Raw genomic sequence first — 23,874 nt, 5'->3', positions numbered from 1 at the left:
CTCACGGTTAGTCTCCTGACGCCACAGTAACGCCGTTGCGCCCTGCGCGTTTGCGTTGATAGAGAGCCCGATCTGCGGCCTCGATAGCCTGTTCACCGGACTCATAGGCAGTCAGTAAGGCAACGCCAGCGCTAAAGGTCACTGAAAATTCTTCGTTGCCAGCATTGAACACCAGCCGCGCAAAATCCTGACTCAGTGCTTCAAGTACCTCAACGGTTTTCTCCAGTGAGCACTCGGGTAACACAATGACAAATTCCTCACCCCCGTAACGGCCGATAATGTCCGTCTTGCGCAACCGGTGGCGGAGTAGATTGGACAAGGCTTTGATGACCATGTCGCCGGTCCCGTGACCGTAGGAATCATTCACTTGCTTGAAATGATCCAGATCCAACATGGCAACCGCCGAATCATGCCCTGTGCGGGCAGAACGCGCGTATTCCCGGTTCAGCTCTGTTTTAGCAAGAGCGTGTTTCAGCAGGCCAGTGAGACTGTCCAGTGATACCAGTTTGCCAAGTTGCCTCGCGCGGTAGCACCGGATTCTAGCCGTGCGTAGTAAAAACTCATCGGATACCGGCTTGGTGACAAAATCATCACCACCGCGTGCAAGCACATCCAGTTGCAAATCGCGATCTTCTTCAGACGAAAAGAAAATAATAGGCAAGCTGAGCCACTCTGCCTGAAACCGCAACATCCGAGCGAGAACCGGTCCGTCGTATGGACCCATTTGAACGTCCATTAACAGAATATCCGGCCGGAACTCTGACAGCTCCGACAGCAAGCGTGAAGGGTCGCCCACGGCCCGCACCAGCAGCCCACCACTGGTGAGTACCAATCGGTAGTGCTCCAACAGCTCGCTGTCATCATCAACAATCATCACTCGACCGGTAAGCGTGGTCAGCCCCTCAGCAAGGAGCTGTTCTATACGGTCTGCAAGAGCGGGAATATCCTGGGGCTCATCAATGCAGGCATCGACGCCCAGATTTGCCAGACGGTAACGGGTGGTAAAGTCATGGGCCTCGCTGAAACAGATCACAGGGTGATCGTGCAGCCTGGGCAACCAGTGCCCCCCCTCATCCTGCAGCAGAACATCTCGGACAATCACCAGGTCAACATCGTCCATGCTGTCTGACCACGCCTGACCATTGCTCAGAATGCGCAACCGATAACCATAGAGTGCAAGGCCCCTCAATATCTGCTCGGCAAGTGCAGGGTCCGGTTCGAGAATCAACAGCACAGACGTGTTATCAGCATCTGCGGGCCGCGGCTGATGCCACTGGGTTGAGACGGGTTCGACTGTGCCCAAAAATTTGCCAAGACCGACAATATCACTCTCATAGCCTGCAGCCAGCAAATGCTTTAACTCAAGCTGGACAGGTTCGCTGTCAGCACCCGCAGCGACGCGATCGGCAAGGGGTTTTATGGCAATTTCGAGCTTGCGGGCCTGCTCGCCGAGCTGAGTGAAGCCCAAGGTACCAGCCGAGCCAGCCAGCCTGTGCAGGAGCTGATAAGCGGCGATCAGGTCTTCGGTAGCGCCTGGGTGCCGGGATGCATTAAAGATACTGGCGACCAATCCTTCAATTTCACGTATCGTTTTATCGCGAAAACGATTCCGAAGGGTTTCCAGTTTTCTTCGTACCTCGGAAGAGGGACTTTGAGGCATAAAGACTCTTGGCGATTGGAGCGTGCAAGCGCTGTGAATTCCGATTCAATTACTGTTCAATCAAAGCAAGTTTTCCGGAAAATATCCAGACAGGAGCATGTTTTGAACCATTTATCTCTGGGCACACGCCTTGCCGTGATTATCATCGTCGGCAGTGTGGCAATCGTTGGCTCTGTAATCTATGCCGCTTACGGCGCTTTGCTGGAGGACTTTGAAAAAAACCTTGCAGCTCAACAGGTAAACGAAACAGCCCATATTTCGAGCCTCGTTAGCCAGAAACTTGAGCTTCGCACCAGCGCCTTGGCTCAGTTTGCCACAATGCTGGGAAACGGGGGCCAGTTATTGGCTCCGGAAGAACTTACAAAACTCCTGCAAAAACAGCAAAAACTGAGAGAGTTGTTTCCCCATAGTCTGACTATTTTGTCTCCGAACGCCATATTGATTGCCGAAAATATTTATGTGCCCGGCAGAGTAGGAACCTATTATGCCGACCGGCCTCACTGGCAAAGGGCCATAAACACCCGCCGCCCGGTAATCAGTCGCCCCATTATAGGCCGGGCAACGGGCCTGCCGCTGATGGTTTTTATTGCGCCCATAGAGACAGATACCGGAGAACTCCTAGGTTTTCTCTCAGGTACCCTGCAAATCGATCAGTCGCTTCTGATACCGGCACACATTCGAAGTGATGCCAGTAAAGACGCTATTTTCCTGGTGGTAGATACAGCGAACTTCCTATTTGTAGAGGGCGCGGATGAAGGCAAAACGATAGAGTACCTTCCAGCGCCGGGAGAGAACTTACTGATTGATGCGGCCCTCTCAGGCATCCGTTTTGGCGAGGTCAAGGCTACCACCGGTGAAACACTGATCTATGCAACCAGCCATCTCCAACGCCTGGGATGGCTGTTTATCCGTGCTGTTCCCAAGTCCCTCGCTACCGCCCCCGCAGAGCAGGCTTTCAGCCGGTTTTGTCTGACCAGTATCGGATTAACCGTCGGCATATTATTGCTGACATACTTGGCATTGCGCTCAACAACCGCATCTCTCACACAGATGACCCGTCGAATACGGTCCATGATTCGGACACCGGAATCTTCCCGGCGCCTCAAAGAGCAGGGTGCTCCTGAGGTACGCGACCTGGCACAGGCATTTAACCAGCTGATGGATGAGCGTGATGCCACCAACCAACTCAAAGACAACTTTGTTTCCAACGTGAGCCATGAATTGCGGACACCGCTGACCTCCATAAATGGCGCCTTGCGTTTGCTCCAGGCCGGTACAACCGGCGAACTCCCTGGGCCCGCCAGGGAGATGACAACCCTGGCTTTACGCAACGGAGAACGCTTGCAACTGCTGATCAGCGACATGCTTGATTTCAACAAACTGTCCAGCGGCAAAATGCGCCTCAGCTTCCAGCCTGAAAACCTGCAAAAACTGTTTGCAGATACGATCAGCGGCAACGAAACAATGGCGCAGGAGTTCGGCGTCAGGCTCGCCGCTCTGAACACACCCGCCATAGCTCTGCAGACTGACGGTCACAGGTTGCGGCAAATCCTGGACAATTTCGTCAGCAATGCCATCAAGTTTTCACCGAAGCAGGGCCTGGTGACACTTCATGCTGAAAAAACCGATCAGAGCCGGCTCCGAATCACCGTCAGCGATCAGGGCAAAGGCGTACCTGAACGATTTCAGAGCCAGATTTTCGAACGTTTTGCCCAAGCAGAAACAGGTACGACCCGCGCAACTAATGGCACCGGCCTTGGCCTGGCGATCAGCCGCCAGCTTGCAGACCTGCTGAACGGGAGTACCGGCTTCTACAATAAGAATGGGGCACATTTTTGGGTTGAGCTGCCCATGAACAGCGTCAGTTCGCCAGAGGAGCGTTATCATGAGAGCACCTGAGCTTCCAGCCAATGAAAGCGCAAGGCAAGCAACACTGGATCAATTGCGGATTCTCGACACTCCTCCGGAAGCGCGCTTCGATCGGCTGACGCGAATGGCAGCACGACTGCTGAATGTGCCCATCGCCCTCATTTCATTGATAGACCGAGACCGACAATGGTTTAAATCCTGTGTCGGGCTGGATGTCAGCGAAACCCCGAGGAGCATTTCTTTCTGCGGCCACGCCATTCTCGACAGGCAACCGCTGGTGATCGAAGACACATGGGAAGATGAGCGTTTTTGCGATAACCCACTGGTGACCGGCACCCCAAACATCCGGTTTTATGCGGGCACACCTCTGCACAGCGCAGACGGCCAGGCGCTCGGCACTTTATGCGTTATTGACCGCAAACCACACACGCTGAGCGAGGAAGACAGACAGTCTCTGCGGGATCTGGCTGACTGTGCCGAAGAACAGATCAGCGCCCGTGAACTGGCCATTCACTACCGCGAGCAGGAACTGCAACAACAGAATGAATCCCTGGTCATGCTGAAACAGCTAGCGGATATGGTACCCGGAGGCCTTTATCAGTTCCGCCGCTATCCTGATGGGCATATGAGCTTTCCTTTCAGCAGCGTGGGGATTGAGCGAACGCTTGGCGTGACCCGCAAGCAAGCCCGGGACAATGCGGTAGAGTTGTTCAAGATTATCAACCCCGATGATCTGCCCGCCGTAGAAGCTTCGGTTAATGAGTCTGCACGTCAGCTGAGCACCTGGTCGATCCAGTTCCGGGTCCGAGGGAAAGAGGGCAGGTGGCGCTGGATTGAGGGCCATTCCACACCACAAAAACTCTCTGATGGCAGCATAATCTGGCACGGGTATCTTGAAGATATCGATGACAAAAAAAGCGTAATGCTCAGCCTGAAGGAAAGTGAGCTGCAGCTTCGTCGCCTGTTTGAATTGGCGCCCAATGGTATTCTTCTTTCGGACTATCTGACGTCAGAAATCATCGATGTGAATGCGGCCATGCTCGCATCGACCGGTTACAGCAAGGACGAATTCCTGAAGCTGGACTACCGCAAACTGCTTACTCCTGACCATGTAACACGGCGCGCCGACGCTCTGAACCAGCTAAGGACGACGGGATATTTTGGCCCCATAGAGCAGAACGTGATCAATCGCGAGGGAATCACCTACCCCGTTATTCTGCACAGTATGCTGATACGTGACTCATCAGAGCGCAAATTGCTCTGGGTGCTGATGGAGGATATTTCCGAACGCAAAAAGATCGAACGTATGAAAAACCAGTTCGTCTCGACCATCAGTCATGAGCTGCGTACACCACTAACATCCATTACGGGCGCCATCGGTCTGCTCGCCAGCGGCGCCGCCGGGAATCTTCCGGAAAAAGCTCGGGATATGATGGCAATCGCCAAACGCAATGCCCAACAATTGACCAGGTTGATCAATGATCTGCTGGACATGGAAAAGCTGGTAGAAGGCATGCTGGACATCAAGCTGGAACGACAGCCTCTGCAGCCGCTGCTTGAACAGGCGGTCGCAACAAATCAGTCTTACGGCGCGCAACGTAAAATCACCATCGATCCAGTGTCCGACATTCCCGGAAGCGATGTATTTGTTGACGGCCAACGGCTATTACAGGCGCTAAACAACCTGATCTCCAATGCTATAAAGTTCTCGCCGGACAACGGGCGTGTCTACTTGTCTGCCTGCCATGAGTTATCAGAAGGAAAACCGACGGTTCTTATTGGCGTGGAAGACAACGGACAAGGGGTTCCGACCGCCTTTCGGGATCAGATCTTCCAACGTTTTGCCCAGGCAGACAGTTCTGACACCCGCAGCCGGGGTGGAACCGGTCTTGGGCTCGCCATAACGCGAGAACTGATTACGGCGATGGGGGGCGAAGTGGGTTTCGAGTCTTTGCCCGGTCAGGGCGCCACTTTCTGGATACGCTTGCCGGTCGCACACAGCGATAGGCCATAAAAAACGGCAACCCTTCAGGGGCTGCCGTTTTTGGTGAATCAGAAAAGCAGTTGGCTTAAGCAGACTTGAGCATCTCGCGCACTACATAGTGCAGGATACCACCATGGACGAAATACACGGCCTCATTCGCCGTATCGATCCGCGACTTCAAATCACAGGTTGCAGTGGAACCGTCCTTGTAGGTTACCGTCATGGTCAGCGTCTGACCCGACGTAATCTCGTCAGACAATCCGCTGATGCTGATGGTTTCCTCACCCGTCAGCTTGAGACTCTTGCGATCCGTGCCTTCCGGGAATTGCAGCGGCATCACACCCATACCTATCAGATTGGAGCGGTGAATCCTCTCGTAAGACTCAGCCACTACCGCACGAACGCCCAGCAACCGAGTACCCTTGGCAGCCCAGTCGCGACTTGAGCCGGTCCCGTATTCTTTGCCGGCAATCACAACAAGGGGTGTTCCCTGCTCCTGGTACTTCATGGCAGCATCGTAAACCGGCATTTGCTCCCCGGTGGGTACAAACTTCGTGAAACCGCCTTCAACACCATCCAGCATTTCATTGCGGATGCGCACGTTGGCGAAGGTGCCGCGCATCATCACCTCGTGGTTACCCCGACGAGAGCCGTAGGAGTTGAAGTTTATCGGCTCAACCCCCCGTTCTTGCAAGTATTTACCAGCAGGGCTGTCAGCGCGGAAGGAACCTGCAGGGGAAATATGGTCGGTGGTGACCGAATCTCCCAAAAGCGCAAGAATATTAGCATCGCGGATATCTTCCACCGGCTCAGGTTCCGGGCCCATGCCTTCAAAGAAGGGTGGGTGTTGGATGTAGGTGGAGTCATCTGACCACTTGTATACCTTGGTTTCCGGGACTTCTATCGCTTGCCAGGTGGCATCGCCATCGAACACCGCAGCGTATTCGGTGCGGAACATGTCGGTTTTGACCTTTTCCACAGCCTCGGCCACTTCCTGTTGGCTGGGCCACAAGTCCTTCAGATACACCGGGTTGCCGTTCTGGTCTTTACCCAATGGATCTTTCTGCAGGTTCAATCGCACGTTTCCGGCCAGTGCATAGGCTACAACCAAGGGCGGTGATGCCAGCCAGTTGGTTTTTACCAAGGGGTGAATACGCCCTTCAAAGTTACGGTTGCCTGACAGAACCGAGGCCACCGTAATATCGCCATCGGCAATGGCTTTTTCAACCGCATCCGGCAGCGGACCTGAGTTGCCGATACAGGTTGTGCAGCCATAACCCACCAGATCGAAACCCAGCTTGTTCAGGTCTTCCTGGAAGCCACCTGCGTTAAGGTACTCCGTAACCACTTTCGAGCCGGGCGCCAGTGAGGTTTTTACCCAGGGCTTGGTTGTCAAACCCTTGGCCACCGCTTTCCGGGCGACCAAGCCGGCAGCCATCATCACGCTGGGGTTGGACGTGTTGGTGCACGACGTGATAGCGGCAATCACGACCGCGCCCGGGTCAAGACGTGTCTGCTCACCGTTCATTTCCAGCGGCTGGCTCGACGGGTGATGGTAGCTGTCATCCACACCCACCGCTGTCTGGCCACCTTCTGATTCCAGATTGCTTTCACGGCTGTCGGCCGCCTCCGGCACGCCTTCGGCCGTCGACATCAACAGCTCAAACGTTGATTTCATGTTCTTCAGCGCGACCCGATCCTGCGGCCGCTTCGGCCCGGCCATGCTGGCTTCCACTTCGCCCATGTCGAGCTCGAGGGTGGCCGTGTATACCGGCTCATGACCGGGCTCGCGCCAGAGTCCCTGGGCTTTGGCATAAGCCTCAACCAGTTCAATCTGCTCGTCGTCGCGGCCTGTCAAACGCAGGTATTTGAGGGTTTGCTCATCCACCGGGAAAAAGCCACACGTTGCGCCATATTCCGGAGACATATTGGCGATAGTGGCACGGTCTGCCACTGGCATGTCTTTAAGACCGTCGCCATAGAACTCAACAAACTTTCCAACCACACCTTTGTTGCGAAGCATTTCGGTAACGGTCAGCACCAGATCTGTGGCAGTGATGCCTTCACGCAATTTACCGCTAACCTTGAAGCCCACCACTTCCGGTATCAGCATGGATACCGGCTGTCCAAGCATGGCCGCTTCGGCTTCGATGCCGCCGACACCCCAGCCAAGGATGCCCAGGCCGTTAATCATGGTGGTATGGGAGTCTGTACCAACCAGCGTGTCCGGGTAGGCTATGGTTTTATCGCCCTGCTTCTTGTGCCACACGGTTTTACCAAGATACTCCAGGTTTACCTGGTGACAGATACCCGTTCCCGGCGGTACCACGCGGAAGTTATCAAAGGCTTGTTGGCCCCAACGCAGAAATTCATAGCGTTCCTGGTTGCGTTCCATCTCAATGGCTACGTTTTGCCCAAAAGCAGAAGCCGTGCCGAACTCGTCAACCATCACCGAGTGATCAATCACCAGATCCACAGGAGACAGCGGATTGATCAGCGCAGGATCGCCGCCCGCCTTTTTAACGGCCTCACGCATGGCGGCCAGATCAACCACACCGGGCACGCCGGTAAAGTCCTGCATCAGAACCCGCGCTGGGCGGAACTGAATTTCAGTGTCCGAGCGTTTGTCTTTCAGCCACTGCACCATGGCATCAACATGGCTTTGATCCACGGTTACGCCATCTTCGTTGCGCAACAGGTTTTCCAGAAGCACTTTCAGTGAAAAGGGTAGCCGGTTGATATCACCGAGAGATTCCGCCGCTTTGGGCAGGCTGTAGTAATGGAAGGTCTTGCCACCTGCACTCAGGCTGGTCAGGGTATTCAGGCTATCTTTGCCAAGGCTATCATTCGACATATTGTGCCTCCGTTATTCGTCATAATCCGAGCACTTTTACAACTTCTGCTTCGAACCCAAACAAGCAGGCTGGCGTAAAAGCCAGGGAATGTGAAGTCCTGTATAACTATTGCACCGTTTGGCCAGAGTTCAACCATGATCCTGTGAATGTCCGGAATTCGCGCGCTGAATACAAGGCCGCAGCTCCATTAAGACGGGCTGCAGACTGCTATGACAGAAGAGGCTGTGATCCACCCGGACATCTGGCATCATTATCACTCCCTTCTCTGATGGATCAGGACAAGCACCTAACGTGAAACACGATTGCCACTACCACCCAGGTGACCCTGCCAAATGGCACTGCGGCGAATGCCAGATTCATTTCTGCAGCAGCTGTATGCCTGATGCCGACATTCGTCAACGCAAGGCATTGTGTCCAAGCTGCAGCAAAGCCATGCGGTATCTGGGAGCTGCGACGGAAGTAACACCTTTCTGGAACCGGATCGGCTCTTTTTTTCGTTACCCGTTCCACTCTGATCCACTGATCGTCATCGCAATCTGTACGCTGGTGCCCCTGGTTGCGCCCGCCAACCTGATCGGGATCCTGATCTGGTTGGTGCTGGCTCTGGCGCTGTTCAAATACACCTATGCGGTCATCAACCACACAGCCGAAGGTCACCTGAAGCCGCCTTCAGTGTCTGTCGCCTTTACTGGCAGCGGGTTTAACATCGTTATTCTTCAACTGCTGGTGTTTATTTTGATGGGCGGGCTGGTCGGCGCCGCCGCGATGCTGGGCGGCCCGTTGCTCATGCTTCTGGCGCTGGCTTTTGTGGTGCTGGCACTGCCGGCCAGCATTATGGTGCTAGCCATGGAGCGATCCGTGGGGGCCGCGGTAAATCCGATGAATCTGGCGGTACTGATTTCCCGCATCGGCACCCCCTACTTTCTCCTTTACGGCTATCTGATTCTGCTCACCCTGGCCTCCGGCGTGGCCCAGGATTTTGCTCACAACCACTTTCCCTTCTGGTTTTCACAACCTTTATCCGGCTTTCTGAACAGTACCTTCACTCTGATTCTGTTCAACATGCTGGGCTACCTGTTATTTCAGTATCAGGAGGAGCTGGGATTCGCCTCGGATATTCAGGGGGAGACTGCGAATGTGGATATGGGCCAGAGGGATCGCAGTACCCGCTTTGATGCAGACCTTGATATGAACCTGAAAGACGGCAATTACGACCGGGTTCAGGGCATGCTGACGGAAGCACTGAAGCGCAACCGGGACGATGCACTGCGTATCGGGCAGCTCTACCAGCTCCTGATTGCCCGTAACGATACGACTGAACTTTACCAGTACCACCCACGAATTCTGGGCTGGTTGGCCGACCGGAACGACGGCGAAGGCATAGCTTCGTTGCTCGGCAGGCTTGAAACGGCGGAACCGGGTTTCAAACTGGATGATCCGGAGCTGGCCGTGCGCTGCGCCCGCTGCCTGTATCAGCGCGGGCAATACAAACCGGCCGTACGGCTGCTGCAGGACTTCCATAAACGCTTCCCGGACAGCGATGAACTGGCCCCAGCCTACCTGCTGATTGCGCAAAGCCTGGCTAACGGCCTGAACCAGTGGGAAAAGGCGACGGCTTTCCTGACGTTTATCCAGAAGCGCTGTGAAAAGCACCCACTGCACGAACAAATTCCGGTTTTTCTGGAGCAGGCTGAGAAGCGGGAGCTTCTCAAAGGCCCCCGGGCTTCGTTTGTGATTCAGGACTGAGGGAGAAAGGCCTGTGAGAGCGGAGCTCCCCAAAACACGCTGTGAATACGTCCACGTATGCTCGGCTCCGCCTCTCGCTGCTTCATGCTCCTGCGTCGCAGCGAGAGTCCTGGGCAGGCCATCCCTGGCCAGCCCGAGAAGAGCTTTGCGCTCTTCTCCCATGGCTCCGCACGGTTTTGGGGAGCTCCGCCCTCACAGGCCCCCGGCTGCGTCAATTCGCCTGAAGCAACTGCCGATAATGGCGAGCCTTGGGCTCCATCTGCAATTTCTCGAACTCTTCTGCGAGTAACCGGCAAGCCTCATTGGTCAGCAACAGATCATCAGCACTACGCAGGCGCTCAAACGCCTTTTCTGCAGCTTTCAGATCATGTTGCTTGAGGCTGGCGAACAACACCCGGTTGTGATCCTCTGCGGCAAGCGGGTGGTAACTTTCCCCTTTGCTCAGGTATTCCTGCCAGACCGCAATCATTTGTTCCGGCTGCCGGCGGCTCAGGTTGCCGTTCATCAGCTCGCGGGTAAGGGACAGGTACTCGGGTAAGTCCGGGCGCAATTTGGCGAGGTTATACAGGTGCTCTAGCAAAATCGGCCTGTCCGGATAGTGTTCACGCAACGCCTCGAACTGACGCCGGGCCAGATCAAAATCCATGCGCCCCAGACTTGCCATGGCTTGCGCGTAGCTTGTCGTAAAGCGATCGTCCTGCTCGTCTTCTTCCGGCTCAAAAAATTCCTCGCGCACCTGCAGCCAGCTTTTGCCCAGCAGCCATACCAGCCCAGCGCCCGCCAGCAGGCCACCAGCGTGGGCCATGTAGGCAACGCCGGTCGCACCGGCAAACCAGTAATCGTAGATTTCCTTGCCCAGCCACACTGGGAGTATGGCCAGCGCGGGCGCTCGGAAGTAGTTGAAATACACGCCAAGAAAATAGAAGAAGCGGATTCTCTGCAAACCATAGATGGCTACGTACATGCCCATGAGCCCGGATATTGAGCCAGACGCGCCCACAAGCGGAATATGACTGCCGAGCGAGAAAACGGTGAAAACCACGCCAGACAAGGCGCCGCACACCAGATAGGCAAGCAGGAAACGACCCGGGCCAAGCGCTTTTTCAACGGTAAAGCCAAGCAGGAACAGAAAGACCAGGTTACCAATAATGTGTCCCCAGCCGCCGTGAAGGAACTGGTAGGTAACCAGGGTGTACAAAGACAGTTGTGCGGGGATCAGGCCAAGCTGCTGGGCGCTCAAGCGCTGGATGTAGGTTTCTTCAATGAGGGTGCGTTGTTCCAGCCAACGCACCCGATCAGCCGGGGCCCAGATCACGTCGCGATTCTGCAGCAAGTACTGGTAGAACTCACGATCCATAAGCAGGCTGACCGCCAGCCAGAAGTCTTCGTCTTCAGCTCTCAGTTTCTGAAATCTCTGCAACTCGAAAACCAGCTCATCTTCGCCTTCGAACCGGATTTTCCGTTGCAGGTAGTCCTCATAGGCAGGACCTTCCAAAAGCGGCAAGCCGAAATCCACGTAAGTATCAACCGCCTGTTCAAGTTTTCGGCTGTCTCCACCCTGGTAAAACAGGAAAACCAGAAGGCAGGTGAACATCAACCCGAGGGTTACCCAGGGCGGGCGCTTCCAGTTAACAGCATTCTCGGCAGGAATAATCAGCATGGGCGGTCACAATTCATCATAATCTGTCCCTGAAAAACTGTTTTCTATCATACCAGTGTCTTATTTTCGCGCTTAAATGATTTTCAGCGTGGATGTCATGTCGACCATCCGCCAATTGCCGTTATTTCTGTCTCGGCCAATAGTGGGCAGGAATAACAAGAAAAACCAGAGACCTGGAACAAGGATATTGCAGATGACCGTACTCGTATTGGACAACCCGGAGTTGATCGCCAAAGCTGTTGTGGCATCCGGCTTTAATGCAGCCGCCCTGACGGCTGAAGCCCGCCCCCCACACCGGATGAGGTTTCATTACGGTTTCAACAAGCACGCACTGGACAGTTCAGACAAAGCAATCATTCTGCAACACGCTGTCTACCTCAGACAGCACCCGACCGTCAGCGTCCGGATTCAGGGCCACTCTGATAATTTTGGCGCCGAGGACTATAACCGCTTTTTGTCGAGGCTTCGGACCAACGCTGTCGCCAGATTTCTGATTAAAGAGGGGATCGCCGAATCGCGAATTCTGGTTGCCAGCTGGGGCTCTGCCCGCCCTTTCACAAATCCAGACGATCGAGCCGCCAACCGCAGGGTCGAGATAGAGTATCTGACCAGCGATATGGCAAAAGCACTTTAAAAAGGAAAAAAGCCCGGGGCCAGAGCAAATGGCCCCAGACGCTATGACTGGCGCAATCAGCCGTAGACTTGCCAGACATTCCACAACAGCAGAATCGCAGCGGCCAAAATCGCCAGCCAGGTCAGAACAATGCCAATCGCCCGGGCTTTATGCTCGCCACCGTGACCATTGATCATGCCCCAGGCATGCAGGAGACGACCGACCACCAGGGTCATGCCCGTCCAGTAAACCAGGCCGCTTGCTACACCGTTGAGTTCTGCAATGCCCAACATGATCAGGCATAGGGGTGCGTACTCGACAAGGTTGCCGTGAGCGCGGACGGCGGCTTCAAAGTCAGGATTGTCAGTAACCCCCATGCCTTTACTGTACTTGATGCGAAATCTCACTACGTGGGCTGAAAGTACCAACAGCAAAATACCGAGGACGGCCGCAAACACTCCGGTAACAGGTACAATCATGATCAGCGCTTCCTGATCTGGCTGACAATAGCCAACAGCAGCACTGCACCCACAGTTGCGGTTACCAGCTCACCAATGGCGCCTTGGGCGGCCAGGCCCAGCAAGCGAAAAACAAAACCGCCGATAAATGACCCGACGATACCAATACCAATATTCGCCAGCACGCCAAAACCACGGCCTTTCATGATCAGGCCAGCGAGCCAGCCCGCAACACCACCAATAATCAGAAACAGAATCAGGTTCATCGTTTTCCTCTCTCCGCGGGACGTCTTTCAGGAGGTTCTTTATACAGAGTAATCAGGCCGGGCGCACCTCAGAGACCCGAGATGGTCTCTGCCATCTCTTTATGACAGCGGGCGATCAGGGCAGGGACATCTTCAGTAGTAAGCCCGGTTGTTTCCACCAGGGGCAAAATCCGGATGGGCACCGGTTCACGCCGGCCAGACCAGCCAAGCGTTTTGTTCCGGTACTCGGCAGTACACACCATCACAATCGGTGCTCCAGCAGACACAGCCGCGTAGAAAGCGCCTTTTTTGAACTTCTGCAGCCCACGCCCCTTGCTCCTCGTGCCCTCCACAAACACCCACAGGCTCTTGTTATCACGGGTGATCGCGTCGCTGGTAGCCTGCATGGCGGCAATGGCTTTGCGCGAATGCGCACGGTTTAACATCACATTGCCACCCAACCAGAATACCCAGCCAAAGAACGGGAGCCAGATCAATGATGACTTCCCCACGGTTACGGTACGAGGCGCAACGAGATCACCCACCACAAAAAGATCATCGTTGTACTGATGGTTGGCGATCGCAACCACAGGCCGATCCTGGGGCATATGTTCCGCACCTTCCAAAGGCCGCTTCATGCCCAGTATCAAACGGCCAGTCCGCGCCAATGCTATGGCCAACAACCGGTTGTTATCAGGGTTGAATGGCCTGAGAATGTAGAGTGGCAAGGCGAGCATACAAAGCACGGGAACGCTCATCCAAGCCAGAAAATTTCTGATAAAGCCCATACGGCAAACTCTGCAACAGGATTTTGGCGCACAAGTGTACGCCAAGTTTATAGCCCTGCGACAGTATCAATTTGCCCTGAGGAACCCTGACTGAGCAGGCGCGTGTTGGCATCACCCTCTGCGCGGGCTTCCACCACATACCGGAGCGGACCGCCTGCGTCCATGCTCTCGAACGGATAGCAGGTAACCAGCAAAAGGGTACCTACAGGCAAATTTTGAGTGTCGATGAACTCCGAACGGCTGTCCACAATTCTCGTTTCTTGTACCCGATAACCTTGCCAGCGCCCGTCACGGTTTTGCAACCGCAGTTCATTGCCGGGTTCCAAATACTGCAGAGGCCGAAAATGAGTGTCTCTGTGGCCGGCAATGATGACCGTACCCCGTTGACTTTCCGCGCCCATCATCTGACCCGGCCCAAAGGCCAGACTCTCGCCATGGACACCCGCCAGCACAATCATTGAGTCTCCCAACTCTGGCATGGACAGCTTCGCAACAGGCCATGTGTCGGCCCAAGGCCAGGGCCGGGATTCAGTCTGCCGAGCCTGGCTCTCGGCCCAGGCCATTTCCAGCAGCTCCTGAGCCACGACCGCCTTCAGAGGGATCCACAATCCGAATACCAGCAGGGTGGCAGAACTTGTGATCAGCAACAGCAGCAAGCGGCTCATGGGTACGCCCGCCTTTGCAGGAGCACGATGGCGGCAGAAAACATCAAACCAAGCAGCCCCAGAGCAACAAGCAGAGGCGCAACGGTGGCCGTTTGCGGGTAACGCGTCATGCCAGGCTGGCTTCCAGCGGGCAGCAGCGTTGGCAGCTTGTCTTTTACCAAAATGCTTTCGGGCCCCCTGGCCGGCGTTGCATCCACCGCCACAAAGCTGGTGTAGGGGGACATCAACCTATGCTCAACCGCCAGACGGGTAATTCTCGTTTTATCCGGTTCCTGGCCCTCTACCCGTGCTTCATCGAGAAGACTATCGATTTTCTCCCGCGCCCAGTAACGGTTCAGGCCCGATCCAGAGGCGGACTGCTGCAAATCCAGACTGCGCTGCCATGTCGCACCACCCGGCAACCGGCCAGACACATTCAATTCACCGTTTGCTGGCACACCACGCACCACCTGCAATAGGGGTTCACCCTGAAAAAGATCACCTGGGCGACGCGGAAAGCTGTCTTCCTGCGCCGAAGCGGACTGGCCCGGCCAGCGCACTTCGATATCCGTCAGTACCGGCGCCTCCATAGCCGCGAACAACCGGGCCAAAGGGCCGCGGATATCCGCCGGATCCTGCACAGCGGTGTAACTGCCACGTCCCCAACGCGCAGCCTCACGCATAAAGTGCCTGTTAGGCGCAGAACCTATAGCAACCGTGAACAGCCTTTGATCACCCAACTGACGGCGGATCTGGCTGAACAGTGCTGACTCATTGCCAACCGCCCCATCGGTCATGAACACCACCTGGCGCACTCGTGATGAATCCTCCGGTGATGCATCTTCCGACAACTCACCCTGGCTCTGCAGAGCCATGGTCAATGCCGGCGCCATCTCCGTGCCCCCATCGGCCTTCAACCGACCAACATACTTGCGCGCACGAGCCAGATTGTTCGCTGTTGCCACCTCCGGCTGCATAAACAAAGCGTGTGGTTGAGAATTGAACTGAATCACATTGAACCGGTCACCGGGTGCCAGTGTCTCCAGCCCCAGTTGCAAAGCGTCCCTTGCCTGCTGAATAGACTCTCCCGCCATGGAACCGGAGGTATCAATCACAAATGTCAGCTCACGCGGCAAGCGGGTTTTACCGGCCCGCCCGGGCACCACCATCGCCAGCAGATAGTCTTCCCCTTCCCACTGTTGATGAAAAACAGCGGCGCCCGGTTCCTGGCCCGCAAGAGGCTGCCAGCGCAACACGAAATCCCGGTTCATCACAATCTCTCCGGCTTGAGGCTGAACCATCATCACCTGCCCGTCCTGCCGGGACGCCAGCTCATGGCTGGGACTGGACACTCGCGCCAGCGGAAGACCCGCATCAATACTGAACCGAACCGACGCCCGATGATTGTCCGCAGCTACATCTGCCACATCCACCGTAAACGGACTGATGGCATCAGCATCCGGCACTTCCGTGGTAGGCACAGCCCAGCCACCCTGCCACTTTTGCGGAGTCGCCGCCAAAGGTTCACCCGGCATGTATCTCGGTGTCAGAGTCGTCGGCACACTCAACTCAAAAACCCCATCCCGATAACTCACCAACTGCTGATAATTCAGCTCCACACTCACCGTCGCCCCTGGGGGAATATTCGCCACCCGGGTGGTGAACAGATTCGGCCGCTGCTGCTCAACCGTAGCCGCATGACGCCCGGAGTCACGAGCTTTCTCATAGGTCTTCTTTGCCTCCTCTCGCGGCTGAACCTCCCCCACAATCGTGCGCTCCCCCACCTTCATCGTCAGCCCGTAAACACTGGCCTTCTCTGGCAGCGGAAACACGAATACCCCTTCACGCCACTGATCACTGGTGTTCCGAAACGTTCGCACCAGCGTGCTGTCTGCTATCAGCCCACTGACCCGAACATCAAAATCACTCCCCAGCACCAACGCCGGTTCCTGCCATTGGCCTTTACCGCCCACAAAATGCAGCACACCTGCAGTGTCTTCGCTGCCGGTGCTGGCTTCTGCATAAAGAGGCTGAACAAACAGAACCAGTAACATGGCCATCCACAAACTGACCCCTTCCATAAAGCGCCGAACACGTATCGAGCGTCCTGCACTTAGCCCTCCCGGGCGGCTGGGGTCTCTCACGAAACCGTGCGGAGCCATGGATGGCGGAGCCGAGCGTACATGGACGTATTCACAGCGTGTTTCGGGAGAGACCCCAGCCGCTTGGGAGGGCGGGCTCAGACAAAGCAGGAAAGCACTGTGTTTAGACGATAAGGCAGAAAACATCATGGCAAGATCCTTTAGCTACACGATTCAATAAGACCTCGCCATTTCAGCAATCCGAAAAGGAACTCCCGTGGCAGAATCAAACATTCCGCGAACAAAAAATGATGAATTATGACAACACCGCAAGCTAACCTTGTTCTCAAGGCAGGCCGTGTTTAAATAGAGCCTCATAACCCACGGATAACAGCCAGAACCATGAAAAAACACCTTGTCCTGATAGAGGACGAACCCGCCATCCGCGACAACTACCGCGCCGCCTTCGAGCGCCGCGGCTATCGCGTGTCCACCTACGGCGATCGCGCATCTGCGTGGCAGGTGCTACGCCAGGCGCTGCCAGACCTCGCCATAATTGACGTTGGCCTGGGCGACGAACCCGAAGGTGGCTTCACCCTTTGTCAGGACCTGCGCTCGCTGTCCGGAACGCTGCCCATCATTTTCCTCACCGCCCGCGACAGCGATATTGATTCCGTACATGGCCTGCGCCTCGGTGCGGACGACTACGTCACCAAAGACATGAGTATGGAACACCTGCTGGCACGGGTAACCGCCCTGCTACGCCGGGCCGATGCCTGGGCAGAGGCTCTGCAAAAACCCGATGAAGTCGTAAGACGTGGCCGCCTCGACATCAACGTTGATCGAATGACCGTCGCTTGGGATCAGGCGGCAATAGACCTTACAGTCACCGAGTTCTGGATGCTGCACGCACTGGCACAGCACCCCGGCCACGTGCGCAGCCGCGACCAATTGATGGAAGCTGCCAGCACGTATCTGGATGACAACACTGTGACCTCCCACATCAAACGCATCCGAAGCAAATTCCTGCAGCTCGACAGCACCTTCGACGGCATCCAGACCGCCTACGGCATGGGCTATCGCTGGAATGCCCGTGAGTGCTGATTCGTGACGCTCAAGCGTCAGCTTTTTATTGCCAGCCTGTTGATGCTGCTGATCCCCTGGGCCGGCCTGCAGTTTGTGCTGGAGCTGGACCAGGCTCTGCGGCAACAGGCATTCCAGCAGCTGAAAGATCAGGCTGAGCGGCTGGCAAAAACCGCCGGAGATCTGAGCCTCGGCCTGCCCGCGATTTCACCTCAAACACCCGCCATCTATGTCGAACATCTGAGTAGCCCTCTCAATCTGGATGGCTACGGTGACGACTGGCCCGGTTACGATGAAGAGGATCAGTTCCAGCCCTGGCAATCTGATGAACATTCACATCAGTCAGAAGCAACGACAGGCCAACCCACTTTGCAATGGCAAGCAGCGACCGACCTGCGCCACCTGTACCTGTTGATACGCATCAGTAACCGCCACCCCGTGTTCTTCAACCCTGGCGCGCCTGATCAGACCCATGATCGGCTTCAGATCTGGCTGGAGCCCCCGAACAAAAATCTGGACGCGGATATCCAGCCTGCCTCCTGGCTCATCCGCACCCCCGCACCCGGCAAGGTCTACGCGACGATTGACACCACTAACGGAAACGAACAAAAACCCGATTACCGGGTCAGTGGCTATTGGCACAGTGTGGGGAGCGGCTGGCAGCTGGAACTGAAACTGCCCAAGCCGCCACAAGGCAGCCGCCTGGGTTTTGCCGCCCGGTGGCAGGACAGCCCGGATTCAGCGCAAACATCCACCTCTACAGACCCATTACCCATTCTGGTCGAACGCAAACCCGAGCTTGAGCGACAACTGGTCCAGGGAATGAGCAAAGGGCAAATTGCCCGGCTGATTGAGTCGGCCGGGTGGGTGGTCGCTCAACAGTCAACACCTTCCCGGCAAGAACAACCAGAGTTCGAAGCGCTTAGCCCTTTGCAGATAGTTGAGCACATCAGCCTCAATGCGCTGAGGTCGCTGGTACAGTTCTACCAACCCAGGCCTGCAATCCTGGCCGCCAGTAGCACCCGGCTCGATATGAGCATCCTGCCTCGCGAAGGTCTTGTCCGTCATGAAGATGACAGTGTCTGGCTCATGACCACCCAGCCGGTGTTCGGCAGCCGAACTCTGGTGCTGGAACAATCATTGGATCAGCTGCTGACGCTGTCAGGCTCAACTCTCGGCTCGGTTATTACCCGTAGCATTCTTATCATCGTAGGCCTGACCTTGGTACTGCTGGGCTACGCAAGCTGGCTGTCCTGGCGTATCGCCCGTTTACAGCGGGCCGTCAGCGTCAGCATCGATCAGGACGGTCGGATTATTGGCACGCTGCCTGTCTCAAAGGCCCGGGACGAACTGGGGCAACTACAAAACCACTTTGCCCAGATGGCCGACCGGCTGCACGGCTATAACCGGTATCTCGAGAGCTTTTCACAGCGTCTGTCCCACGAGCTCAAAACCCCGGTTGCAGTAGTGCGTTCATCCCTGGAAAATCTGTCACACAGCGACACCGAAGAAGAGCGCTCGCAATACATCGGGCGCGCGACTGCGGCTACCGGCCGTTTGCGGAAAATTCTCAATGGCATGAGCGAGGCGACCCGGCTGGAGCAAAGCTTTGATCATGCCGACAAGGAAGCATTCGATCTGGCGGACGTTATCAGCCAGGCGACCGCGGCCTACCGGACCCTCGATGCACATCACCAATTTGACTATACCGGGCCGGAGTCGGGCATCAACCTGACTGGCTCCCCGGAGTTGATCGTGCAACTGCTTGATAAACTCGTGGATAACGCACGGGATTTTACACCACAAGACGGTCAGATCCATATCGGTGTGGAACAGATCGGGAATCATGTCTGCCTGTCCGTTTTCAACCAGGGCTCGGCTCTGCCGGATAACCCGGACACCAGTATTTTCAGTCCCTTCGTATCGGTTCGAAAAGGCCACGAAGAAGGCCACCTCGGGCAAGGGTTGTTGATTGTCCAACTGATCGCCGATTTTCACGGCGGGCGCGTTGAAGCCTCAAATGAGACTCGCAACGATGTTGTCGGTGTCTGTTTCCGGGTTATTATTCCGACCGTCCATTTTTAACCACAGGATCCGTCCCATCGTGAACGCGTTAACAGACTCCCTGAAGATTCACCCTCTCAGGGACGATCTCTACAACGAGCTGCATTCCCGGCCTTTCCAGGTTCTCCCCTCTTCTGCCCGGGTCACCCACATTGCAGTGCTCACCACGCCAGAGCAGCGCCAACAACAGTTCGAGCACCTGCAGGCCCTTTCCTGCCAGTTGGGCTACCCGGTTCCGGAGCAGGAAGCAGGTTGTTTTGAGCAGACCTTCGGCACTCTGCGAGTACGCAGGGAAATGCATCTGGAGTTCGCCTCTTACACGTTCATCAATCTCGGCGCCAGTGACTCCGAACCCTTTGCCGAAACCGGTATCACCCCTCTGCCAAAAGGCTGGTTGGAACAGCTGCCCGGCACAGTAGTTGCCGCCTTCCACCTCGACATACTACCCGCGCAATCCGGCGGGGATGGCGATCCCGACGATGTGCGCAAACACTTCGAGGGGTTGCGACTGGTTGGCAGCAGCCCTAAGGAGGGCGCGGCAAAGGTATGGGGGACGTTCCGGCTGCACTCTGATGGTTTCGGGCGCTTTATGGTGGTGAACCACGAGATGTCAGACAGCCAGCTCGGCCGTCTTACCCAGCGCCTGATGGAGATTGAAACATACCGACTGATGTCACTTCTGGCACTGCCTGTTGCCCGGGAGATCACTCCATCGCTCAACGATATGGATCAGAAGCTGGCCATCATTACCCGGACACTGGCAGACCATCATGATGTGGACGAAAAAAATCTGCTGGCGCAGTTAACCAACATAGCCGCTCGTATTGAGGCTTTCCGGGCCAGCACCACCTTCCGGTTTTCAGCGACCCGTGCTTACCACCGCCTGGTGCTGACACGCCTGGAAGAACTCAGGGAAGATGAACTTTCGGGGCACCTGACTCTTACCGAATTCATGACCCGGCGCCTGACTCCGGCAGTAAAGACCTGCGAAGCGGTCAGCGAGCGAATGGAAGATCTTTCAAAACGGGTGGATCGTGCCTCGGACATGATGCGCACCCGGGTCGAGCTGGCGATTCAGAGCCAGAACCAGCAGTTGCTGAGCTCCATGGACCAGCGTTCGAAAATCCAGCTGATGATGCAGCACACCGTTGAAGGCTTCTCGGTTGTTGCCATCACCTATTACCTGATCGGCCTGCTTAAATTGATCATGGACTCGATTTATGAAGCCGGAATTATCTTCAATAAATCCCTGGCCCTGGGTGTTGCCATTCCAGCCACCCTGGCTCTGGTGTATCTGGGCATACGATTTGTCCATCACCACTTTATGCGCCTGGCAAAGCAGCAGTAAAAACGGCTTCAACAGATATTTTCATCTCCGGCAAACTGTCGATAAAACTGCTGCGCCGTGCGGCCATTACGCACGCCTTTTTGGGTTGCAAACCGGATGGCTTCACGGTGCAGGTTTTCCCGGTCAGTAACCTGCGGGAACAACGCATCCACCGCCTGCAAATAGACCTCCTGAGGAAACGCGTAGAAGGACAACTGCAAGCCAAAACGATCGGCCAGAGAAACCTGCTCTTCTATTGCCTCGGCAGGGTGAATTTCACCATCCTGAGTGTGGCCTTTCAGGTTGTCGGACATGAATTCAGGCATCAGATGGCGTCGGTTCGACGTAGCGTATACGCGAACATTCTCAGGCGGCAGCTCCAGCGAACCTTCAAGCACGCTTTTCAGCGCCTTGTAACCGGACTCTCCCGCATCAAAAGACAGGTCGTCACAGAAAATGATGAAGCGATAGGGCAGATCGCAGATATCATCCACAATTTCTGGCAGATTCACCAAGTCGTCTTTATCCACTTCGATAACTCTCAGGCCCTGCTCTTTATAACGATTCAGAAGTGCTTTTATCAGAGAAGACTTGCCGGTGCCCCTGGCCCCCCAGAGCAAAGCATTGTTTGACGGCTCCCCGACAAGAAAGCGCTCGGTGTTGCGTGCCAGCGCACTCTGCTGACGGTCAATTCCTGTAAGGGAGCTCCACTGAACCGGATCCAGCCTGCGCACAGCACGCAGGCCTGCGCGATGGCGGCGCCACACCGCAGCGGGTGTCGATGACCAATCAAACACTTCATTTCCAGACATGTGCTCTATTCCTGTACAGCTGTTTACAGACTCGTGCTAAGGCTCATTGCCGACCGACCGGACAGCAGTATATCTGTTAGGGCTACAGGTGGGCTATCGTGAAGGGTATAAGCAAAAAAAGTGCAGAGGCTTGGCCTCTGCACTTTTTTTGGGGGGGGTCACATCACAACTGATCAGAACTGGAACTTCAGACCAACTTGAGCAGTATCGAAGTCCGGACCGTCGTTATTCAGCTGACCATTGAAATCGTCCTCATCAACGTCAACGTTGTAACGGTTGTATTCCAGAAACGTGGTCAGATGCTCTGTGATACGGAAGTCCACACCGGCACCCACGACGGGGCTTACATCGTCATAGGTCTCGTCCTCGTCGAACGCATCTACATCCAGTGCAGCCGCGAACGCACCCGCTTTGGCGTAGACACCAAAGCTATCCGTGACCGGCAAGCGACCAATCGCCACGAGGGAACCACCTTTAAGTTTGCCGTCAACGTCGTCATCGCCAAAGTTGCCAAAATCTATATAGGCCGCTTCAAGCGCAAAGAACTGGTTAAACTGATAACCGAGGCCCGCACCATAGAGATCGTTTGAATCGTCGAAATCTCCACCGTGGGATTTATAGCCACCGTAACTACCTTTGATGTAAGGGCCGGAGGCATCACGATCAGAAGAGCCTTGGGCGAACACTACCGGAGCAGCAAATACACTGGCAGACAAAACTGTGGCAACGGCAATACGAGCTTTAGAGTTCATAATGCTTCATCCTCGCTAATAAAGAATTCCATTCGTCAAAGCGTTCTTCGGGTGACTGCGTCAAGTCATTCACCGCCCCCGAAACACGTGCTTCTACCTTAGTACCTCTAAATACAGATTTGGGTTACATCCAGACTAAAATCTCTTCATGTTATCTTAATTTTCCCAAAGGATAAATTCAATAAAACCCTTTAAAATCAGAAATTTATAAATTAATAATTTGAACGCCCGTCGGTACGGAAGCGCAGATTCACGCTCCCAGATGAGAAAATTCGCTTGTTGCCGGAGGGAACGAAATTGTTATTCGGAGGAAGTGTTGTCTGCGGAAGGCGCGGGCGCACCCTCTGAATCGCCGGTTACCGTGGAGCCTGAACCAGCAGACTGACGCATCAGAACCATGCCGCCCTGAAGCAGCAGGTTTTTCAACCTCGGATCGCCCTGCTCTGCAACGCCAACTGCGAAGGCCAGCGCTGCTGCCTCTAACGGATGGCTGGCAATCAGAGAACGTAATACATCGATAGGTGAGGAAGTACCCGAGCCGGACGAGTTGCCCTCAGTTTCCCGGAGTGCCCTGGCTGGGCGGGTCAAGCGGTAAAAGAACAGAGCCAGCAAGCACAGGCACGCAAGTCCGGTGATCGCCATGGCCCCTGGCTCGCCCACGAGGGGAGCCAGGGCCAGTGCCGCAGCGTTAACCAGCAGATAAAAACCGGTGATCAATAACGCCGTAAGCAGCACCAAAGCCAACACGATCCCGGTAATAGCCGCGACCGCTTTGCGAAGGCTGCTCTGGATAGTTGCAGAATCAGGTAGCATCAGCGATCAAGCATTTTGCCCACAATGATACCCGCCAGGAACATGAGAATAATACTGAGAAAGGGCCGCTCCTCGATTTTGTGCTCCACACTCTCTACAGTTTGCGAGCCAGCTTCTGTCGCACGGGCAATCGCTGCGTCGCCCCGTTTGCGAAGCTGATCAAGAACCGCCCGGGTCTCCCGGCTGATTTCATCTTTCAGATTATTGGCGCTGGATTTCTGACCTTCCGCAACCGCCTTTGTCAGTGATGCAAGATCGTCACGCAGCACCTGCAGATCATCTTTAACGCGATCATAATCATCTTTCGCTGTTTGCTTTTCCATGAGCTGTCTCCTGATTCGGTTCTGATGTTCAATCGACAACGGCCTGGAACAGACCTGTTTGACTCAAACCCAATGGGCTGTCCCGAAATACTCTAGC

Annotated in this window: 19 protein-coding genes; 7 read left to right on the top strand and 12 right to left on the bottom strand. The window is 55.4% G+C overall.

What is annotated here, in order from left to right:
* Positions 1-7: 7 nt before the first annotated feature.
* A complete protein-coding gene (locus tag FFI90_RS08720; protein ID WP_144777648.1) occupies positions 8-1,660 on the bottom strand; it encodes a diguanylate cyclase in 1,653 nt (550 codons plus the stop codon).
* Between the two features lie 102 nt (positions 1,661-1,762).
* On the opposite strand from FFI90_RS08720, the gene FFI90_RS08715 reads away from it, so the two are divergent.
* Entirely contained in the window at positions 1,763-3,559 is a 1,797-nt protein-coding gene (locus tag FFI90_RS08715; RefSeq protein ID WP_246123451.1) for a sensor histidine kinase, read from the top strand.
* The gene (locus FFI90_RS08710) at positions 3,546-5,543 is read left to right on the top strand and encodes an ATP-binding protein (protein ID WP_144777647.1); all 1,998 of its coding nucleotides are present in this window, start codon (positions 3,546-3,548) and stop codon (positions 5,541-5,543) included. Before FFI90_RS08715 ends, FFI90_RS08710 begins: the two co-directional genes overlap by 14 nt.
* A 55-nt stretch (positions 5,544-5,598) precedes the next feature.
* Here FFI90_RS08710 and acnA read toward each other — a convergent pair whose 3' ends face one another.
* Positions 5,599-8,367, bottom strand: a complete 2,769-nt coding sequence (gene acnA, locus FFI90_RS08705; protein WP_144777646.1) for an aconitate hydratase AcnA — start codon at positions 8,365-8,367, stop codon at positions 5,599-5,601.
* A 292-nt stretch (positions 8,368-8,659) separates the two neighbouring features.
* Here acnA and FFI90_RS08700 point away from each other — a divergent pair, with 292 nt between their 5' ends.
* Positions 8,660-10,114, top strand: a complete 1,455-nt coding sequence (locus FFI90_RS08700) for a tetratricopeptide repeat protein (RefSeq protein ID WP_144777645.1) — start codon at positions 8,660-8,662, stop codon at positions 10,112-10,114.
* A gap of 211 nt (positions 10,115-10,325) precedes the next feature.
* Here FFI90_RS08700 and FFI90_RS08695 read toward each other — a convergent pair whose 3' ends face one another.
* Positions 10,326-11,774, bottom strand: a complete 1,449-nt coding sequence (locus FFI90_RS08695) for a rhomboid family intramembrane serine protease (protein WP_144777644.1) — start codon at positions 11,772-11,774, stop codon at positions 10,326-10,328.
* Positions 11,775-11,967: 193 nt separating this feature from the next.
* On the opposite strand from FFI90_RS08695, the gene FFI90_RS08690 reads away from it, so the two are divergent.
* Entirely contained in the window at positions 11,968-12,408 is a 441-nt protein-coding gene (locus FFI90_RS08690) for an OmpA family protein (protein ID WP_144777643.1), read from the top strand.
* A 56-nt stretch (positions 12,409-12,464) separates the two neighbouring features.
* Here FFI90_RS08690 and FFI90_RS08685 read toward each other — a convergent pair whose 3' ends face one another.
* The 5 genes from FFI90_RS08685 to FFI90_RS08665 form a co-directional block, all read right to left on the bottom strand.
* Positions 12,465-12,866 carry an MAPEG family protein gene (locus tag FFI90_RS08685; RefSeq protein WP_144777642.1) on the bottom strand — a complete coding sequence of 134 codons (402 nt, stop codon included), beginning with the start codon at positions 12,864-12,866 and terminating at the stop codon, positions 12,465-12,467.
* A gap of 2 nt (positions 12,867-12,868) precedes the next feature.
* A complete protein-coding gene (locus FFI90_RS08680) occupies positions 12,869-13,111 on the bottom strand; it encodes a GlsB/YeaQ/YmgE family stress response membrane protein (RefSeq protein ID WP_144777641.1) in 243 nt (80 codons plus the stop codon).
* Between the two features lie 68 nt (positions 13,112-13,179).
* On the bottom strand, positions 13,180-13,878 hold the full coding sequence (locus FFI90_RS08675) for a lysophospholipid acyltransferase family protein (RefSeq protein WP_144777640.1): 699 nt from the start codon (positions 13,876-13,878) through the stop codon (positions 13,180-13,182).
* 47 nt (positions 13,879-13,925) lie between these two features.
* Positions 13,926-14,543, bottom strand: coding sequence for a class GN sortase (locus tag FFI90_RS08670; RefSeq protein WP_144777639.1), 618 nt, complete (start codon positions 14,541-14,543; stop codon positions 13,926-13,928).
* Positions 14,540-16,582, bottom strand: a complete 2,043-nt coding sequence (locus tag FFI90_RS08665) for a marine proteobacterial sortase target protein (RefSeq protein WP_246123449.1) — start codon at positions 16,580-16,582, stop codon at positions 14,540-14,542. Before FFI90_RS08665 ends, FFI90_RS08670 begins: the two co-directional genes overlap by 4 nt.
* Positions 16,583-17,005: 423 nt before the next feature.
* On the opposite strand from FFI90_RS08665, the gene pdsR reads away from it, so the two are divergent.
* The 3 genes from pdsR to FFI90_RS08650 are packed head-to-tail and all read left to right on the top strand — an operon-like array spanning position 17,006 to position 21,098.
* Positions 17,006-17,707 (top strand): proteobacterial dedicated sortase system response regulator, encoded by a 702-nt coding sequence (gene pdsR, locus FFI90_RS08660; RefSeq protein ID WP_144777638.1) that lies wholly within the window; start codon positions 17,006-17,008, stop codon positions 17,705-17,707.
* A 3-nt stretch (positions 17,708-17,710) separates the two neighbouring features.
* Entirely contained in the window at positions 17,711-19,771 is a 2,061-nt protein-coding gene (locus FFI90_RS08655) for an ATP-binding protein (RefSeq protein WP_144777637.1), read from the top strand.
* Positions 19,772-19,790: 19 nt separating this feature from the next.
* Complete coding sequence (locus FFI90_RS08650) at positions 19,791-21,098, top strand: DUF3422 family protein (protein ID WP_144777636.1); 1,308 nt, start codon at positions 19,791-19,793, stop codon at positions 21,096-21,098.
* An 8-nt stretch (positions 21,099-21,106) separates the two neighbouring features.
* Here FFI90_RS08650 and FFI90_RS08645 read toward each other — a convergent pair whose 3' ends face one another.
* The 4 genes from FFI90_RS08645 to FFI90_RS08630 form a co-directional block, all read right to left on the bottom strand.
* Positions 21,107-21,889, bottom strand: coding sequence for an ATP-binding protein (locus FFI90_RS08645; protein WP_144777635.1), 783 nt, complete (start codon positions 21,887-21,889; stop codon positions 21,107-21,109).
* Positions 21,890-22,062: 173 nt separating this feature from the next.
* Positions 22,063-22,641 carry a porin family protein gene (locus tag FFI90_RS08640; protein ID WP_144777634.1) on the bottom strand — a complete coding sequence of 193 codons (579 nt, stop codon included), beginning with the start codon at positions 22,639-22,641 and terminating at the stop codon, positions 22,063-22,065.
* Positions 22,642-22,941: 300 nt separating this feature from the next.
* The gene (locus FFI90_RS08635; protein WP_144777633.1) at positions 22,942-23,454 is read right to left on the bottom strand and encodes a hypothetical protein; all 513 of its coding nucleotides are present in this window, start codon (positions 23,452-23,454) and stop codon (positions 22,942-22,944) included.
* The gene (locus tag FFI90_RS08630; RefSeq protein WP_144777632.1) at positions 23,454-23,777 is read right to left on the bottom strand and encodes a hypothetical protein; all 324 of its coding nucleotides are present in this window, start codon (positions 23,775-23,777) and stop codon (positions 23,454-23,456) included. The genes FFI90_RS08635 and FFI90_RS08630 overlap by 1 nt, the downstream gene beginning before the upstream one ends.
* Positions 23,778-23,874 lie beyond the last annotated feature (97 nt).

Origin of the sequence: Marinobacter maritimus, assembly GCF_007671675.1 — a bacterium.
Classification (GTDB): Bacteria; Pseudomonadota; Gammaproteobacteria; order Pseudomonadales; family Oleiphilaceae; genus Marinobacter; species Marinobacter maritimus.
This window is presented reverse-complemented; position numbering and strand designations above follow the sequence as displayed.